This window comes from Yoonia sp. (assembly GCF_042093035.1).
Classification (GTDB): Bacteria; Pseudomonadota; Alphaproteobacteria; order Rhodobacterales; family Rhodobacteraceae; genus Yoonia.
Window position 1 is genome coordinate 24,691 of the sequence record NZ_JBELFI010000001.1, and the last position, 15,024, is coordinate 39,714.

Annotated in this window: 17 protein-coding genes and 1 tRNA gene; 6 read left to right on the top strand and 12 right to left on the bottom strand. The window is 57.8% G+C overall.

Annotation, left to right across the window (positions count from 1 at the left end; translation table 11 throughout):
- Positions 1-23 precede the first annotated feature (23 nt).
- From hpf to ACFDSS_RS00145, 7 genes are all read right to left on the bottom strand, one after another.
- Positions 24-599, bottom strand: a complete 576-nt coding sequence (hpf, locus tag ACFDSS_RS00115) for a ribosome hibernation-promoting factor, HPF/YfiA family (RefSeq protein ID WP_375253712.1) — start codon at positions 597-599, stop codon at positions 24-26.
- Positions 600-834: 235 nt separating this feature from the next.
- Complete coding sequence (lptB, locus tag ACFDSS_RS00120; protein ID WP_375253713.1) at positions 835-1,596, bottom strand: LPS export ABC transporter ATP-binding protein; 762 nt, start codon at positions 1,594-1,596, stop codon at positions 835-837.
- Positions 1,593-2,075: an LptA/OstA family protein gene (locus ACFDSS_RS00125; RefSeq protein WP_375253714.1), complete on the bottom strand. Its 483-nt coding sequence runs from the start codon at positions 2,073-2,075 to the stop codon at positions 1,593-1,595. Before ACFDSS_RS00125 ends, lptB begins: the two co-directional genes overlap by 4 nt.
- A 17-nt stretch (positions 2,076-2,092) precedes the next feature.
- A complete protein-coding gene (locus ACFDSS_RS00130) occupies positions 2,093-2,695 on the bottom strand; it encodes a hypothetical protein (RefSeq protein ID WP_375253715.1) in 603 nt (200 codons plus the stop codon).
- A gap of 2 nt (positions 2,696-2,697) precedes the next feature.
- Positions 2,698-3,666 carry an SIS domain-containing protein gene (locus ACFDSS_RS00135; protein WP_375253716.1) on the bottom strand — a complete coding sequence of 323 codons (969 nt, stop codon included), beginning with the start codon at positions 3,664-3,666 and terminating at the stop codon, positions 2,698-2,700.
- Positions 3,667-3,669: 3 nt separating this feature from the next.
- A complete protein-coding gene (locus ACFDSS_RS00140; RefSeq protein WP_375253717.1) occupies positions 3,670-4,281 on the bottom strand; it encodes a ribonuclease D in 612 nt (203 codons plus the stop codon).
- A gap of 66 nt (positions 4,282-4,347) precedes the next feature.
- Positions 4,348-4,911, bottom strand: coding sequence for an HD domain-containing protein (locus ACFDSS_RS00145; RefSeq protein WP_375253789.1), 564 nt, complete (start codon positions 4,909-4,911; stop codon positions 4,348-4,350).
- Between the two features lie 229 nt (positions 4,912-5,140).
- On the opposite strand from ACFDSS_RS00145, the gene ahcY reads away from it, so the two are divergent.
- Entirely contained in the window at positions 5,141-6,526 is a 1,386-nt protein-coding gene (gene ahcY / locus ACFDSS_RS00150; RefSeq protein ID WP_375253718.1) for an adenosylhomocysteinase, read from the top strand.
- Between the two features lie 389 nt (positions 6,527-6,915).
- Positions 6,916-7,257, top strand: coding sequence for a DUF2853 family protein (locus tag ACFDSS_RS00155; protein WP_375253719.1), 342 nt, complete (start codon positions 6,916-6,918; stop codon positions 7,255-7,257).
- 53 nt (positions 7,258-7,310) lie between these two features.
- Here ACFDSS_RS00155 and ACFDSS_RS00160 read toward each other — a convergent pair whose 3' ends face one another.
- The 4 genes from ACFDSS_RS00160 to tsaD are packed head-to-tail and all read right to left on the bottom strand — an operon-like array spanning position 7,311 to position 10,044.
- On the bottom strand, positions 7,311-7,730 hold the full coding sequence (locus ACFDSS_RS00160; RefSeq protein WP_375253790.1) for an EVE domain-containing protein: 420 nt from the start codon (positions 7,728-7,730) through the stop codon (positions 7,311-7,313).
- Positions 7,730-8,002, bottom strand: coding sequence for a YciI family protein (locus ACFDSS_RS00165; protein WP_375253720.1), 273 nt, complete (start codon positions 8,000-8,002; stop codon positions 7,730-7,732). The genes ACFDSS_RS00160 and ACFDSS_RS00165 overlap by 1 nt, the downstream gene beginning before the upstream one ends.
- Positions 8,003-8,965, bottom strand: a complete 963-nt coding sequence (locus tag ACFDSS_RS00170) for an NAD(P)H-dependent glycerol-3-phosphate dehydrogenase (RefSeq protein ID WP_375253721.1) — start codon at positions 8,963-8,965, stop codon at positions 8,003-8,005.
- The gene (tsaD, locus tag ACFDSS_RS00175; RefSeq protein ID WP_375253722.1) at positions 8,962-10,044 is read right to left on the bottom strand and encodes a tRNA (adenosine(37)-N6)-threonylcarbamoyltransferase complex transferase subunit TsaD; all 1,083 of its coding nucleotides are present in this window, start codon (positions 10,042-10,044) and stop codon (positions 8,962-8,964) included. The genes ACFDSS_RS00170 and tsaD overlap by 4 nt, the downstream gene beginning before the upstream one ends.
- A gap of 68 nt (positions 10,045-10,112) precedes the next feature.
- On the opposite strand from tsaD, the gene ACFDSS_RS00180 reads away from it, so the two are divergent.
- The 4 genes from ACFDSS_RS00180 (at position 10,113) to ACFDSS_RS00195 (ending at position 13,625) form a co-directional block, all read left to right on the top strand.
- Positions 10,113-10,814: a uroporphyrinogen-III synthase gene (locus ACFDSS_RS00180; RefSeq protein ID WP_375253723.1), complete on the top strand. Its 702-nt coding sequence runs from the start codon at positions 10,113-10,115 to the stop codon at positions 10,812-10,814.
- Between the two features lie 192 nt (positions 10,815-11,006).
- Positions 11,007-12,053: a COG4223 family protein gene (locus ACFDSS_RS00185; protein ID WP_375253724.1), complete on the top strand. Its 1,047-nt coding sequence runs from the start codon at positions 11,007-11,009 to the stop codon at positions 12,051-12,053.
- Between the two features lie 11 nt (positions 12,054-12,064).
- Positions 12,065-13,507: a heme biosynthesis protein HemY gene (locus ACFDSS_RS00190; RefSeq protein WP_375253725.1), complete on the top strand. Its 1,443-nt coding sequence runs from the start codon at positions 12,065-12,067 to the stop codon at positions 13,505-13,507.
- A 42-nt stretch (positions 13,508-13,549) separates the two neighbouring features.
- Positions 13,550-13,625: transfer RNA gene (locus ACFDSS_RS00195), tRNA-Thr, on the top strand.
- A 93-nt stretch (positions 13,626-13,718) separates the two neighbouring features.
- Here ACFDSS_RS00195 and pepT read toward each other — a convergent pair.
- Positions 13,719-14,966, bottom strand: a complete 1,248-nt coding sequence (gene pepT / locus ACFDSS_RS00200) for a peptidase T (RefSeq protein WP_375253726.1) — start codon at positions 14,964-14,966, stop codon at positions 13,719-13,721.
- Positions 14,967-15,024 lie beyond the last annotated feature (58 nt).

Here is a 15,024-nt window from a genome sequence, read left to right on the forward strand (position 1 = left end):
CTGTCTTTCTTAGGGGGCAGCGCCTAGCCCGAAGATTTCGGGTCGACCCAGCCAATATTTCCATCATCGCGCCGGTAAACGACGTTCAGCTCGCTGTTCTTTTCGTTCCTGAATACCAGAACAGGAGCACTCGCTAGTTCCATCTGCATGACGGCTTCGCCAACCGACAATGAAGGGATCTTTGCTTCCATCTCAGCGACAATGATCGGCGCGCCGTCGTCTTGCCCTGAGTCGTCAGTCTCATCCCTTGATTCAAGGATATATGAGCCTGCGTCCGAAAGTTCAACCGGTTGCGAGCGCTCTTTATGGTGGTCCTTCAAGCGACGCTTATACCGTCTAAGTTGTTTATCCATCTTCTCGGAGCTGGCGTCAAAGGCGGCATAAATTTCCGTCGCCTTTCCAGTCGCTTGTGCGTTCAGTCCAGTGGAAAGATGCACAACGGACTCGCAGATATATTCATGAGCGGACTTGGAGAAAACCACATAGGCCTCGGTCGGTCGGCCTGCATACTTGCTTAGGATTTCTTCCAATTCGGTCTTCACATGCGTTTGCAGAGCTTCGCCAATATCGATCTGTTTTCCGCTGATTTGGTAACGCATCGTATCTCCTTTATTGGGTCATGGGACATCGTGACGGCACAGCCAAGGGCTGTTTGGCGTCAAAGTCTCAAAGTCGGTTATTTTGATAACGCGCTGAAATCATTTCTCTTATCCGATAGCTCTGGCGGGAGGCCAGCATAGCTGCGGGGAAAGAAGTCAGTTTCGTCATCAAGGGTATTTGGCGTCAGATTGCCAGCGCTTGTCAATGATCCTCGGGGCGCTCTGACCAAAAGAATCAGTTCACGCGGAAATTATTTCCCAAATAGACGCGCCGCACATTGTCGTCGCGGATGACTTCCTGCGTTGTGCCGCTCATCAAGACTTTGCCATCATGCAGAATATAGGCCCGGTCCACAATTTGCAGGGTTTCCTGTACGTTGTGATCCGTGATGAGCACACCGATTCCGCGGTTTTTGAGGTCCGCAACGAGGTGACGGATCTCGCCCACGGCAATCGGGTCAACACCGGCAAAAGGTTCGTCCAGCAGGACATATTTCGGACCGGAAGCCAGACAGCGTGCGATCTCAACCCGCCGTCGTTCACCACCCGACAGCGCCATTGCAGACGCACGCCGCAGGTGTTCGATTGAAAACTCCGACAGCAGCTCTTCCAGCCGTTTGGCACGTTCATGCCAGTCGGGGACTGCGATTTCGAGGATCGACATAATGTTGTCCTCGACACTCATGCCGCGGAAGATCGACATCTCTTGCGGCAGATAGCCAATGCCCAACTGCGCCCGACGGTACATTGGCAAAGCCGTGACATCCCGCCCGTCAATCACGACCCGTCCCCCTTCCGGTGTCACCAACCCTGCAATCGCATAGAAGCACGTCGTTTTGCCTGATCCGTTCGGCCCGAGCAACGCAACAACTTCGCCGCGTCCAAGCTCAATGCTCACGTCCCGAATGACGGGCCGCTTGCGATAGCTTTTGCGCAGGTTGACAATTTGCAGACCGGCATCGCCGTCTTGAATATGCAAGGTGGGCCTGGTGGTCATTCGTCGCCACCTTGTTGCAACACAGTACGCACGCGCCCTTGCATCGTGGCTGTGCCGTCGGTGACATTGATCCGCATTTCTTGCGCGGAAATGGCGCTGGCCCCTTGTGTCAGCAACACATCCCCCGACAGCAAAAGCAGGCCAGTGGTGACATCATAATTCGCCTCTTGCGCTTCTGCGGCCTCGGTTGCGGTCACGAAGGTCACCCCGCCAGAGGCCAAAAGCCGTGCGATTTGTGCGGTGCTATCGCCATAGACGACCTCAACCCGCCCCGCGGTGATACGCAAGTCGCCCTGACCAATCGCCACGGATCCTTCGAAAACGGCCGTCCCGCTGTCCTGATCGACAACCAGATTATCGGCCACGACCTCGATCGCGGCGGCGGTGTCCACACTCAGCCCACCCAACGCGATGTTGCTTTGCGCGGCGGCTGCGGTGGCCATCAAAAGCCCAAAGCTGAAAACGATCAAACGGTGCATCGGTGGGCGTCCTTGGGTTACGGGTCTTGGGGGGTATATAGCAGGCGGACGCCATTGGTGAATAGCATCTGTTGTCCGCGGGTCTCTGACGCGGGCTCAAACGTGACGCTGCCAGCGGTAAGTTGGCCAAAGGGCGCCCGAATTTCCAGCAGCCCTTCAGAGGTGATCCGGCCTGTTCCAAGCTCTGCTGTCAGGCCGTTCGTTTCCAATTCATAGCCGGTGGAGGTTTCCAATCGCGCAAGTCCAAGAAAGCTGGCGATCTGGGCGCGCCCGTCAACCTCTCCTTGCACGGCGGCGATATTCAGCACGCGCCCCTGCGGTGTGTTTAGCCGCAGACTGATATCGTCCACCTGCACAGTATCGGGGCGCATATCGTCCGGCTGCGCGGATTTCGCGGCAATGACGATAATGCTGCCATCGTCGGTCACGCCTGAAAACTCCGGGGCCGTCACCTGCTGCGCGCGTGCGATTTCCTCTGCGCGCGCCAAGGCTTCGGTGTCGATGTCATTGGCGCCCCGCGCAAAAAGGAACAGCGTCGACAAAAGCGCCAGGGCGCAGAGCGGCAGAATGATCTTGGCCCAGCCGACCATTTGCGAATGCAGGTTGTCCGCACCGCCCACCGCTAAACGATACCGGCACGCAGGCAGTCGTGAATATGCAGCACTCCAGCGACCCGACGGTCACCGTCTGGATCAACAGCAAAGAGGCAGGTGATTGTTCTTGCGTTCATCACGGCAAGTGCCTCCTCAGCCAGTGCGTTGGGGTTCACCGTTGCCGGCCCCTTTGTCATCACCTCTTGGGCGGTATGACCAAGAAGCCCGGCCATATGCCGCCGCAAGTCACCATCCGTCACAATTCCGACCAGCGCCTGCGTTTCGTCCACAACCCCGACAACTCCGAAGCCCTTTTGACTGATCGTCAGAAGCGTCTCGGTCATCGGGGTATCAACTGCCACCAACGGGATCGCATCACCTGTATGCATCAGGTCCGACACTTTGGAGAGTTGTGCACCCAACTTGCCGCCCGGATGGAAATCGCGGAAATTTTCGGGCGTGAAAGAGCGGTGCTCCATCAACGCGACAGCAAGCGCATCACCCAAAGCCAATGTCATCGTGGTCGAGGTTGTGGGGACCACGCCTGTGCCACAGGCTTCACCCAGGCTGGGCAAAACGAGCGCCACATCCGCGCGCGTCAACAAGGTGCTATGCGGCTTGCTTGCTACCCCGATCATCGGGATCGAGAAGCGTCTGGTGTAGGCCACCAGATCAGCCAACTCAGGCGTTTCGCCGGAATTGGACAGCACAAGCACCACGTCACCGCGTGTCATCATACCCAAGTCGCCGTGGCTCGCCTCTGCGGGATGCACGAAATGCGCGGGCGTGCCGGTGCTGGCAAAAGTCGCGGCGATCTTGCGCGCGATGTGCCCTGACTTGCCCATGCCAGTGACGATGACCCGTCCTTTGACATCAAGCAGCAATGCCACCGCCTGCGCAAAGCTGTCATTCAACCCGTCTGACAGCGTATGCAGCGCTTGCGCCTCTTGGGTGATGACGCGCTTGGCCGAGGCCAGGAATTTTTGATGATCTGTCATGGTTTAATGCGAAAAAATATCGGTTTCGGGCCAGCCCGCAAGATCAAGCTGCGCGCGCATGGGCAGGAAGTCAAAGCAGGCCTGCGCCATGTCTGTTCGCCCTTCACGGGCGAGGATGGCGTCGAACCTGTCCTTGAGTTGATGCAGATAAAGAACGTCAGATGCCGCATAATCAAGCTGTGCCGCGGTCAGGGTTTCAGCGCCCCAATCGCTTTGCTGCTGATGCTTTGAGATATCGACGCCAGCCATATCCTGCAGAAGTGTCTTCAAGCCGTGACGGTCTGTGAAGGTCCGCACCAATTTGGATGCGATCTTGGTGCAATAGACAGGCGCTGTGACTGCACCAAACGCATTCAACAAAGCCGCGATATCAAAACGCCCGAAGTGAAACAGTTTTAGCACGTCAGGGTTTTCCAGCATCGCGCACAGGTTCGGCGCGCTGGTCTGACCCTTGCTGACCTGCACAAGATGGCATTCGCCGTCACCGCCGGACATCTGGATCAGGCAAAGTCGGTCACGATGCGGGTTCAGGCCCATGGTTTCGCAATCAATCGCCACAATCGGCCCAAGGTCCAACCCATCGGGGAGGTCGTTTTTATAAAGGTGGTTCGCCATGATGGGTCCTTTTTTCAAGCGGTTGAGGATCAGATACGGTGTGCGGGTACAATCCTCAAGGTTGGTTTACAATAAAGCGGTCAAGGCGTGGCAGCGCGCAGTATAGTCATCGCGGACCTCAACAGGTGGGCGCAGCTTGATATGAAGCCGCTCTGCGAGGGTCGGGTCTTGCCTGCCGAAGAACTTGTTTGCCTCCGCCTCGGTGAAGCCCGCGATCTGCACGGCCTCAAGCCAAGCCGACAGCTTATCCGCCTTCTTGATCTGCTTTTTGATGGTTATGGGGATCTGCGCGGGAAGCCCGAACCGCAGATGGATCGCGGCGGTCAAACGGTCATCAAGCTCACCATATCCGGGGCCAACGGCGGCTTTCACGGGGCTTATCATGTCGCCGATCACATATTCAGGTGCATCATGCAAAAGCGCCGCAAGCTGCCATTTGACCGGAGCATTCGGGTGCTGCTGCGCAAAAATATCTGTGACGAGCAGGGAATGTTCCGCAACGGAGTAGGCAAAATCACCCTTGGTCTGCCCGTTCCAGCGCGCCACAAATGCGAGCCCATGGGCGATGTCCTCGATCTCGATATCCATCGGGGTCGGGTCGAGCAGATCAAGCCTGCGTCCCGACAGCATCCGCTGCCATGCTCTTGGTTGGGGTTTGGTCATTTATGAACCTGCTGTGTTTGGGCGTCCGGTTTGCATAAAACGCCCGCGCGCCTGCGTAAACCGTGAAGCGTTTTTGATGCGTTAGGGAATTGCCTTTACTGAGGTGGAAATCCCTGCGGCAATGCTCCCATTGTCGCGCGGCGTTGGCCCTGCTATGAGGCCGCAAACAAGGTTAACCGCGCCGCAGGAGGCCGCTATGCAAGATTACATCGTCAAAGATATTAACCTCGCCGCCTATGGCCGCAAGGAACTCGACATAGCCGAAACCGAAATGCCGGGCCTGATGGCGCTGCGCGAAGAATATGGTGACAAACAGCCGTTGAAGGGCGCGCGGATTGTCGGCTCGCTGCATATGACGATCCAGACGGCGGTTTTGATCGAAACACTGAACGCGCTTGGTGCTGATGTGCGCTGGGCGTCATGCAACATCTTTTCCACACAAGACCACGCTGCTGCGGCGATTGCCAAAGGCGGCACGCCTGTTTTCGCGATCAAAGGCCAGACGCTGGAAGAGCATTGGGATTATCTTGATAAATCCTTCATGTTCGCCGACGGCCCGAACATGATTTTGGACGATGGTGGCGATGCCACGCTTTACGTCCTGCTGGGTGCCCGCGCTGAAGCTGGCGAAGACATCATTTCTGTCCCGCAATCTGAAGAAGAAGCGGTGATCAAGGAGCAGATCAAAAAGCGCATGGCGGCCAGCCCCGGTTGGTTCACCAAGACACGCGATGCGATCAAAGGCGTGTCTGAGGAAACGACAACAGGCGTGCATCGCCTTTATGATCTGCATAAGAACGGCCAATTGCCGTTCCCTGCGATCAATGTGAATGACAGCGTGACCAAGTCGAAGTTCGACAACAAATACGGCTGTAAGGAATCGCTCGTGGACGGCATCCGCCGCGCGACCGACACGATGATGGCCGGTAAGGTCGCGGTTGTCTGTGGCTATGGCGATGTGGGCAAAGGCTCTGCGGCATCTTTGGCAGGCGCTGGCGCGCGTGTGAAAGTCACGGAGGTCGACCCGATCTGCGCGCTTCAGGCCGCGATGGATGGTTTCGAAGTTGTGGTGCTGGAGGACGTGCTCGACAGCGCAGATGTGTTTATCACAACAACCGGCAACAAAGACGTCATCCGGATTGAGCACATGCGCGAGATGAAGGATATGGCGATTGTTGGCAACATCGGCCACTTCGACAATGAAATTCAGGTCGCCGCACTCAAGAACCACAAGTGGACCAACATCAAAGAACAGGTCGACATGATCGAGATGCCATCTGGCAACCGTCTGATCCTGCTGTCTGAGGGGCGTTTGTTGAATCTCGGGAACGCGACCGGTCACCCGTCGTTTGTGATGTCCGCATCTTTCACCAATCAGGTGCTGGCGCAGATGGAGCTCTGGAATAACGCGGAAGCCTATGAAATCGGCGTGCATATCCTGCCCAAACATCTGGATGAAAAAGTGGCGCGTCTGCACCTTGCGCGGATTGGTGTCAAACTGACCGAGCTCAAGAAAGAGCAAGCGGATTATATCGGCGTGACCGTCGAAGGCCCTTTCAAGCCAGAGCATTACCGCTACTAAACGCCGATGCGGCACAGCCAATTGTAAGCGACGCAGAATGCCGCGCGGCAAATGGACGAGAAATCAAAACGCAGTTGGGCTCATGGCCTAGCTGCGTTTTTTTATGATGGCGCTTGGCAGGTGATGCGGTCTGCCACCGGAGCGACCATACTTTATCGCTGGAAAACAACAGACTGCACGCCAACCAAGTCAATCTGCAATCATCTGGTTGGAACTTATGCCGCTGATTTGAGGTGCCTTGCTGCTATTGAAAAACCGATCCCTTAGCGAAAGATCGCCGTGCCATCGGCTTTTTTCTTTACGTTTTGTCACCTCTCACTTTAACTTGCGCCCAACGCGGTGAAACTGACCGTGTCTTGAACAAGAAATCTAGCAACGGGGACAATCCAATGGGTAAAAGAGACGATTTGATCGCGAAATATGCAGACGACCTGAAAAATAAATGCGGTATGACAGCAGATATGGACCTTTTGACAAAGGTCACGATTGGCTGTGGTCCGGCAATCTACAACGCGGATGCCGCGACCGTGGCTGGAAGCCAGCCTAGTGAATTGGAAACTGTCAAAAACAACTTCCTCATCAAGAAACTCGGCCTCAAGGACAGCCCGGAGCTTGATAGCGCGATTGCCTCCGCGCTGAACACATATGGCCAGTCGGAGCGGAACAAATATCGCGCTGTGGTCTACTACATGCTGACAAAGCATTTCGGCAAGGAAGCCATCTACGGCTAAAGCCTGACGATGACCTGTGTATGCGCCCGCCAAACCGGCGGGCGTTTTGCGTCTTAGGGCGCGGTGTCGCCCATTTGGCAAATCAACGCCCACTCCGCAGCGCTGACGGGCTGTACTGACAGGCGCGAGTTATTGACCAAAACCATGTCCGCCAAACGCGGCTCGGCTTTGATTGCCTCCAGCGTGACCGGGGTCGTGAAAGGACGCAAAGCCTTGATATCCACACACTCCCAGCGCGCATCATCCGTGGTGCTGTCGGGGTGGGCTTCAGCGCAGACTTCAACGATGCCGACAATTTCCAGTCCGCTGCGCGAGTGGTAGAAAAAGCCTTTGTCGCCGCGCTTCATTGCCCGCATGTTGTTGCGCGCCTGATAATTGCGCACGCCGTCCCATTCCTCGCCCGCGTCGCCTTTGGCGACTTGTGCGTCCCAGCCCCAGACATCGGGTTCGGATTTGAACAGCCAATACGCCATCAGCCGATAACCTTTTTCCATGCGCGCAAGGTCACGCCGCTGAAAAGCCCGGCCTTGGCATAGGGGTCATTATCTGCCCAAGCCTGCGCCGCCTTGAGGTCATCGACCTCCAGCACAATCAGCGATCCGCACATTTGCCCGGCATCATCAAGAACCGGCCCTGCCATTTCGACTACACCGGTTTCCGCGATATAGGAGAGATGCGCATCGCGGTTGTCCAAGCGCGTCTGCAAGGCGCCCGGCTTGTCTTTTGTCATCAGGGCAAAGCGCATTTATTCTTCCTTCAGTGGGCGTGACAGCAGCGCATTCAGCGCGGTCGACACGTCTGTTTTTCCGGTGGTCAGGTCGGCGACCACGTTGCAAATAGGCATATCAAGCCCAAGCTTGGCTGCCAACAGCTGGACAGCGCGCGCGGTTGCGGCACCTTCGACAGTTGTCGATTGATCGAAGTCCGCACCGCGTCCAAGGGCAGAGCCGAAACGGTAGTTGCGTGATTGCTCTGACGTACATGTCAGGACCAGATCGCCCAAACCTGACAGCCCAGAGAGCGTCTCTGGCTGCGCACCCAAGGCCAAAGCCAGCCGCTGCATTTCAGGGAAACCGCGGGTGATTAAGGCGGCGCGCGCGCTTTCGCCAAGCCGCGCACCCATGGCGATACCCGCGGCAATCGCCATCACATTCTTGAGGGCTCCGCCCAATTCCGCCCCCACAGTGTCTGTTGTCCGGTAGATGCGCAAAGTCGCGGTCGACAATGCGTTTTGCAGCGTTTCACCGTGTTCTTCATCCGCGCAGGCCAGCGTCAGAGCGGTTGGCAGTCCGCGCGCGATGTCGGCTGCGAAACTAGGGCCGGTCAGCATCGCCGGGGTAGCACTTGGCACCAGATCAGCGATGGTGCTGGCGGGGCCAGTCATCCGTTTGAGGTCAATGCCCTTACACGCTGCGATCAGGGTTTTGCCGGAAAGCGCCTCAGCATGTGTGCCCAGAAACTCTGGAAGCGTCTGAGCGGGGGTCGCGAGCAGAATGGTATCGCAGCCGAGCAGTGGCGCGATATCTGACGAAACAGAAACCCGATCCGGCAAGAGAACGTCTGGCAGCTTTCCGTTTTGTCGCGTTTCACACATCTGTTTGACTGCGGCCTCGCTGCGCGCCCAAAGCCGCACGTCGTTGCCGTCCAAAGCGAGCGCGACGCTGAGCGCGGTCCCGAATGCGCCACCTCCTGCGATCCCGATCTTCATGCCTTTGCCCCCTTTTTGCCCGACCCCAGCATCGGCGCGGCCCGATCATCGAGCGGCCAACGCGGTCGCGCCGAAAGCGTCAGGTCGTCGATCCCGCCTGCCGCCATTTTTTCTGCGCCTGCATAGGCGATCATTGCCGCGTTGTCGGTGCAAAGGCGTAAAGGTGGTGCGATGAAATCTGTGCCCATCTCGGCGCACAGCCGCGTCAAGCCATCGCGTATCGATGAATTGGCGGCGACGCCTCCTGCGATTGCAAAGGTCGGTGTGGCGGGTGCCTGTGCAAGATAAAGCGCCAATGCCCGCCGGGTCTTTTCGATCAGCACATCAGTCACGGCGGCTTGGAAGCCCGCGCTGAGATCGGCCTGGTCTTGCGTGGTCAGGCCGCCTTGTTCGGCCACAATCCCGTCGCGCGCCCGTAAAATCGCGGTCTTCAGGCCGGAAAACGACATGTCGCACTCTTCCTGACCAAGCAGCGGTCGCGGCAGTTTGAACCGCTTGGGATCGCCCGATTGCGCTGCCTTTTCAACCGACGGCCCGCCGGGTTGGGGCAAACCCAATAGCCGTGCAGTCTTATCGAAAGCTTCGCCGGGCGCATCGTCGATTGTCCCGCCGATCCGGTCGAACCGGTCATGGGCGTGGGCAATCAGGAACTGGCAATGCCCGCCCGATACCAGCAACATCAGATAGGGGTAGCTGACGTTATCCGTCAATCGCGGCGTCAGGGCGTGCCCTGCAAGATGGTTCACGCCGATCAACGGCAGACCCGTCGCCGCTGAAAGGCCTTTCGCGCACATGACGCCGGACAAGACCCCGCCGATCAGGCCCGGTCCTGCGGTCACGGCAATCCCGTCGAGGTCGGATAATGACATGCCAGCATCCGCCAGCGCCTCTTCGACGCAGTGGTCAATCTTTTCGGCATGGGCGCGGGCTGCGATCTCTGGCACGACGCCTCCGAAGGCGGCATGAAGTGCTGTTTGACCATAGACAACGGATGACAGGACCTTGCCGCCTTGCACCACAGCGGCGGCGGTGTCATCGCAGCTGCTTTCTATTCCAAGAAGGGTCAGGGGCTTGGTCATTATGGTTCCGGTTGCTTGTCTGTCACTGCGAGGTAACATTGCATATGCGCGCAAACAATGGTGCCCCTATGACGCCCACCCTTATCGTGACCCGCCCCTTGGCCCAAAGCGCGCGTTTTACAGCCGACGTGACGGCGGCCTGGGGGCGTCCTTTGCATGTGTTGATATCACCTTTATTGCAGATTGAGCCGCTCCCCGTCACCATGCCAGAGGCAGATATCTTGATCTTCACCTCAGCAAACGGGGTGAAGGCCGCGACGACGCTGGGGCTGCCAAAGGGGCTGGATGCGTGGTGCGTTGGTGCAAAAACGACGGCTTTGGCGAAAGAGGCAGGTTTTGAGACACGGACTGGCCCCGGTGACGCCGATGGACTGGTCAATGATATTATTGCTGCTCAGCCAACAGGCAGGATCGCCCATATTCGCGGCACACACACGCGCGGTGATGTCGTCATGCGCCTGAAGGCCGCTGGATTGGACTGCGTTGATGTGGTGGCCTACGATCAGGTCGCCTGCGCCTTGACCCCAGAGGCGGTCGCGGCGCTCAATGGTTCAAAACCTGTCATTCTCCCCCTGTTTTCGCCGCGCTCATGCACCATATTGTCTAGGCAAGGGCCATTTGCAGCGCCGATTTCGGTTGTTGCCCTGAGTCAGGCGGTGAAGACTGCGATTGATCCGGAGCAGAACTGGCAGGTCTCGGTCGCGGCGCGGCCAGATGTCGATGCCATGATGGCTGCGCTAGTGAACACGTTGGCCCGCACCGCCGTTTAGGGCGATTGCTTGAGGGTCCAACCTAGTCGGGATAGGATTGCCGCTTACCTGTATTCATGCAGGACGCGGCGTTGAGAGGGTGAAAACGTGGCAAAACAGCCAGCCAGAGGTCGAAAGACCGCGACGAAAGCAAAGAAACCAACCGCACCGGCGCAAAAGCCAGCCGAATCGGCACCGGCGCAGCCCGCAGTGATGGATGCCATTCCCCCTGAGGTGCATGTACAAAAAGAGACGCATGACGTGTCTGCCGCAAAAGCGGCGCCCGCGTCTGCGAAGCCAAAGGATGCCGTTGACGCAGCGGAACGAAAATCAGCCGCGCCCATGCCAGCCCCGGCCCCCGCGCCCAAGTCCGGCTTTTTGCCTTTGGCATTGGGTGGTCTTGCCGCCGGTGTCATTGGGTTTGCTGTGGCGACGTTTACTGCGCCTGCGGCGGACACATCGCTGGCCACGCAGGTTGCTGCGCAATCAAACACAATCGCCGCTCTCTCTGATCGGATCGCAAACCAGCGGGGTCCTGACCTGAGCGGGATTGAGGCGTCAATTGCCGAATTGACTGCGCGGATCGCGGAGCTTGAAGCACGCCCTCAGGTGGTTGCGGCACCTGCGGGTGAGAATGTCGATGTGTCCGCAGACATGGATGCGCTGCGTGCGCAAATTGCTGAAATGACAAACGCGGCCCAAACCGAGCTGGAAGAAGCGCGCGCCGCTGCCGCATCGATCGAAGCGAATGCTGTTGCCGCTGCCCGCAATGCGGCCGGACGCGCCGCCCTTGCGCGTGTGCAAACGGCGCTTGAAAGTGGCGCGCCACTTGGCGCGACGCTGGCCGATCTGGAAGAAGCGATTGGCGTGACCGCCCCCGATGAACTGGTTGCCGCGCAAGACGGCATTCCGACCCTCGCCAGCTTGCAAGACAGTTTCCCCGATGCGGCCCGTGCTGCCTTGGCCACCGCGCGCAGTGAAGGCGTGGCCGGAGAAGAAACCACAGGTCTGGGCGCGTTTTTTCGGACCCAGTTTGATGTTCGCTCAACCGCGCCGCGCGAAGGTGACGGCGCAGACGCTGTTCTTTCACGCGCCGAAGCGGCAATCCGTATCGGGCGCTTGTCTGATGCACTTGCGGAGCTGAGCGCGGTTCCGGAAATTGGGCGCGCCGAAATGTCTGACTGGCTGGCGCAGGCCGAATTGCGGGCCGGTGCAGTCGCCGCCGTCGATATTCTTTCATCCACACTTTCTGATAATTAAAGGCAACGCTGATGCTCTGGTCCCTGATTAAAATTGTAGCGTTCGTTCTGGCGGTCACCGCGTTGACCTATGGCGGCACGCAGCTGATGGAAGTGGATGGCGGTGCGACGATTGATGTCGCGGGTCAGGAAATCACGCTCAGCACGCTTGAGATGGTCTTTGCGCTGGCCGCACTCTGCGTTGCAGTCTGGCTTGGTCTGAAGCTGCTGGCATTTCTGGTGGCAACATTCAAATTCCTCAACGGCGACGAAACGGCGATTTCGCGCTACTTTGATCGCAATCGCGAACGCAAGGGTTATGAAGCCTTAAGCGAAGGCATGATGGCGCTGGCGTCCGGCGAAGGACATCTGGCGATGACCAAGGCCGCGCGTGCGGATAAATTGCTCAGGCAACCGCAGCTCACCAACCTTCTGACTGCGCAGGCGGCTGAAATGACAGGTGATCGCAAGAAAGCGGAAGACACCTATAAAAAGCTGCTGACCGATGGCAAGACCCGTTTTGTCGGGGTGCGCGGGATCATGAAGCAAAAGCTGTCCGAAGGTGATACAGACACGGCGATGGCCTTGGCGAAAAAGGCCTTTGCGCTGAAGCCAAAGCATGAAGAAACGCAGGATGTCTTGCTGCGTTTGCAGGCGGAGAAGTCCGATTGGACCGGTGCGCGTCAAACCTTGGGCGCAAAATTGAAGTCTGGCAATTTACCCCGTGACGTTCACAAACGCCGGGACGCTGTTTTGGCGCTGTCAGAGGCGCGCGATATTGCGGATGAAGGCAAGTCAATCGAGGCGCGCGAAACCGCGATTGAAGCAAACCGCTTGTCCCCGGATTTGATCCCGGCGGCAATCATGGCAGCTGATGGCTACATCGGCGATGGCAACGCCCGCTACGCCACGCGCGTCCTGACGAAGGCCTGGAACGCGCAGCCCCATCCGGATCTGGCAGCAGCCTTTGCCGCGATTGCACCCAATGAAAGTGCAGAGGACCGTTTGAAGCGGTTCCGCAAACTGACAAATGGCACAGCGGATCATCCCGAAACCAAGATGTTGATGGCAGAGCTTCACATCTCCGCAGAAGATTTCCCCTCCGCCAAACGCGCCCTGGGTGATTTGGTTGAAAAAGACCCGACCGCGCGTATCCTGACGCTGATGGCGGCGATTGAGCGGGGTGAGGGCGCTGACGATTCCGTCGTGCGCGGCTGGCTTGCAAAAGCGCTGACCGCACCGCGCGGGCCGCAATGGATCTGCGACAATTGCCAGCATATTCATGCCTCCTGGGGTGCCACGTGCAGGAATTGCGGGTCGTTTGATACGCTGTCCTGGAAGACCCCGCCAGCAAGCGATGTGGCAATGCCATCGGGCACGGAAATGCTGCCATTGATCGTGGGGCAAAGCGCGGATGCACCCATGCCCGCCACCATAGAGGAAGCGGAAGTCGTAGACGCCGAAACCCCAAAATAACGGTTTTCGCCGCCAAAAACGGATGCTAGAAGCGCGCAGGTTGCCTCAATAGCTCAGCTGGTAGAGCAGGTCCTTCGTAAGGACAAGGTCGGGGGTTCGAGTCCCTCTTGAGGCACCATGCTTTTGTCGTCTGCGGTTGCGCGGTGAATACCTGAAACTGGATAAGTCAAAGGTTATCAGGCGCCCCGAGGTGACCGCTTTCAATGCCCGGTCAAGGTTCTGATAGAGTGGCGCCTGCCTTTTGCGTGATGCGCAAGCAAAGTTCTGTCGCTTTTGCCATATCCTGCACCGAGACCCATTCAAGAGGGCCGTGGATGTTTTGCATCCCGGTAAACAGGTTCGGGCAAGGCACCCCAAGTTCTGTCAAGCGTGAGCCATCGGTTCCGCCTCTGATCGGGACAGAAAGCACATCCATGTCCAATGAGGCGAGCGCGTCCCGTGCAAGCTCTACTGGTGTCATGTCATTTTCCAGCCAGTATCTCATGTTGCGGTATTGTGTTGTGATCTTGCAGTCGATTGTGGCGCGTGGCTCTGTCGCTGCGATGGTCTCACAGACCTGACGCAAGAGCGCGCCTTTGGCCGCCAAGCCATCCAATTCGAAGTCGCGCAGAATGAAGCGTACAACCATTTCGGCGGCACTGCCTTTCATGTCGATCGCATGAATGAACCCTTCATGGCCATCAGTTGTCTCCGGTGTCAGTGTGACCTGCGGAAGCGTATCGACGATTTTCGATGCAAGGTGAATCGCATTGACCAACTGGTCTTTCGCATTGCCGGGATGAATGGACACGCCTTTGACGGTGACAGCCGCGAAGTCCGCCGAGAATGTCTCATAGATGATCTCACCAAGGTCTTCGCCATCAAATGTATAGGCAAAGTTTACGCCAAGATCTGCTGGCAACCTGTCGTCCACACCCCGTCCAATTTCCTCATCGGGGGTAAAGGCTACACGAATGGTTGGTCGGGGCATTTCGGGATGTTCCAGCATATGCCGTGCGGCTGTCATAATAATCGCAATTCCGGCCTTGTCATCTGCCCCCAGAAGCGTGCGCCCGGACGCTGTGACGATGTCCTGCCCGATCTTGTCTTTCAGATACGGAAAATCCTGTGGTCTCAGGATAAGTTCGGGGTCGTCAGGAAACGTGATCGCGCCTCCGTTGTAGCGCTCTATGACCCTTGGTTTGACGCCTGTCGCGTTGAATTGTGGTGCCGTATCGACATGTGCCAGAAATCCGATGCGCGGGCCTTCGACGGTGCCGGGAATTGTTGCAATCACGGTGCCATAGCTGGTTTTGACCACATCAACCGCGCCGATCTCGTGCAATTCCTCTTGCAAGAGATCGAGCATCACATGCTGGCAGTCAGTCGATGGGGCAGAGGTGCTGTCTTGGTCCGACTGACTGTCGATTGCGCAGTAGCGGATCAGGCGATCCCGTAATTCGGTGTCGAATGTGGGCATTTGGGCTCCTTGGTAGCGGTCCGGCAAGCCAGCATTATCCGCGCAGGCCTGTCAAGCC

What these genes read in the sequence shown, in the direction of transcription:
- hpf (WP_375253712.1), bottom strand. Translation starts at nt 599, where the DNA reads ATGCGTTACCAAATCAGCGGAAAACAGATCGATATTGGCGAAGCTCTG.
- lptB (WP_375253713.1), bottom strand. Translation starts at nt 1,596, where the DNA reads ATGACCACCAGGCCCACCTTGCATATTCAAGACGGCGATGCCGGTCTG.
- ACFDSS_RS00125 (WP_375253714.1), bottom strand. Translation starts at nt 2,075, where the DNA reads ATGCACCGTTTGATCGTTTTCAGCTTTGGGCTTTTGATGGCCACCGCA.
- ACFDSS_RS00135 (WP_375253716.1), bottom strand. Translation starts at nt 3,666, where the DNA reads ATGACAGATCATCAAAAATTCCTGGCCTCGGCCAAGCGCGTCATCACC.
- ACFDSS_RS00140 (WP_375253717.1), bottom strand. Translation starts at nt 4,281, where the DNA reads ATGGCGAACCACCTTTATAAAAACGACCTCCCCGATGGGTTGGACCTT.
- ACFDSS_RS00145 (WP_375253789.1), bottom strand. Translation starts at nt 4,911, where the DNA reads ATGCTGTCGGGACGCAGGCTTGATCTGCTCGACCCGACCCCGATGGAT.
- ahcY (WP_375253718.1), top strand. Translation starts at nt 5,141, where the DNA reads ATGCAAGATTACATCGTCAAAGATATTAACCTCGCCGCCTATGGCCGC.
- ACFDSS_RS00155 (WP_375253719.1), top strand. Translation starts at nt 6,916, where the DNA reads ATGGGTAAAAGAGACGATTTGATCGCGAAATATGCAGACGACCTGAAA.
- ACFDSS_RS00160 (WP_375253790.1), bottom strand. Translation starts at nt 7,730, where the DNA reads ATGGCGTATTGGCTGTTCAAATCCGAACCCGATGTCTGGGGCTGGGAC.
- ACFDSS_RS00165 (WP_375253720.1), bottom strand. Translation starts at nt 8,002, where the DNA reads ATGCGCTTTGCCCTGATGACAAAAGACAAGCCGGGCGCCTTGCAGACG.
- ACFDSS_RS00170 (WP_375253721.1), bottom strand. Translation starts at nt 8,965, where the DNA reads ATGAAGATCGGGATCGCAGGAGGTGGCGCATTCGGGACCGCGCTCAGC.
- tsaD (WP_375253722.1), bottom strand. Translation starts at nt 10,044, where the DNA reads ATGACCAAGCCCCTGACCCTTCTTGGAATAGAAAGCAGCTGCGATGAC.
- ACFDSS_RS00180 (WP_375253723.1), top strand. Translation starts at nt 10,113, where the DNA reads ATGACGCCCACCCTTATCGTGACCCGCCCCTTGGCCCAAAGCGCGCGT.
- ACFDSS_RS00185 (WP_375253724.1), top strand. Translation starts at nt 11,007, where the DNA reads ATGGATGCCATTCCCCCTGAGGTGCATGTACAAAAAGAGACGCATGAC.
- ACFDSS_RS00190 (WP_375253725.1), top strand. Translation starts at nt 12,065, where the DNA reads ATGCTCTGGTCCCTGATTAAAATTGTAGCGTTCGTTCTGGCGGTCACC.
- pepT (WP_375253726.1), bottom strand. Translation starts at nt 14,966, where the DNA reads ATGCCCACATTCGACACCGAATTACGGGATCGCCTGATCCGCTACTGC.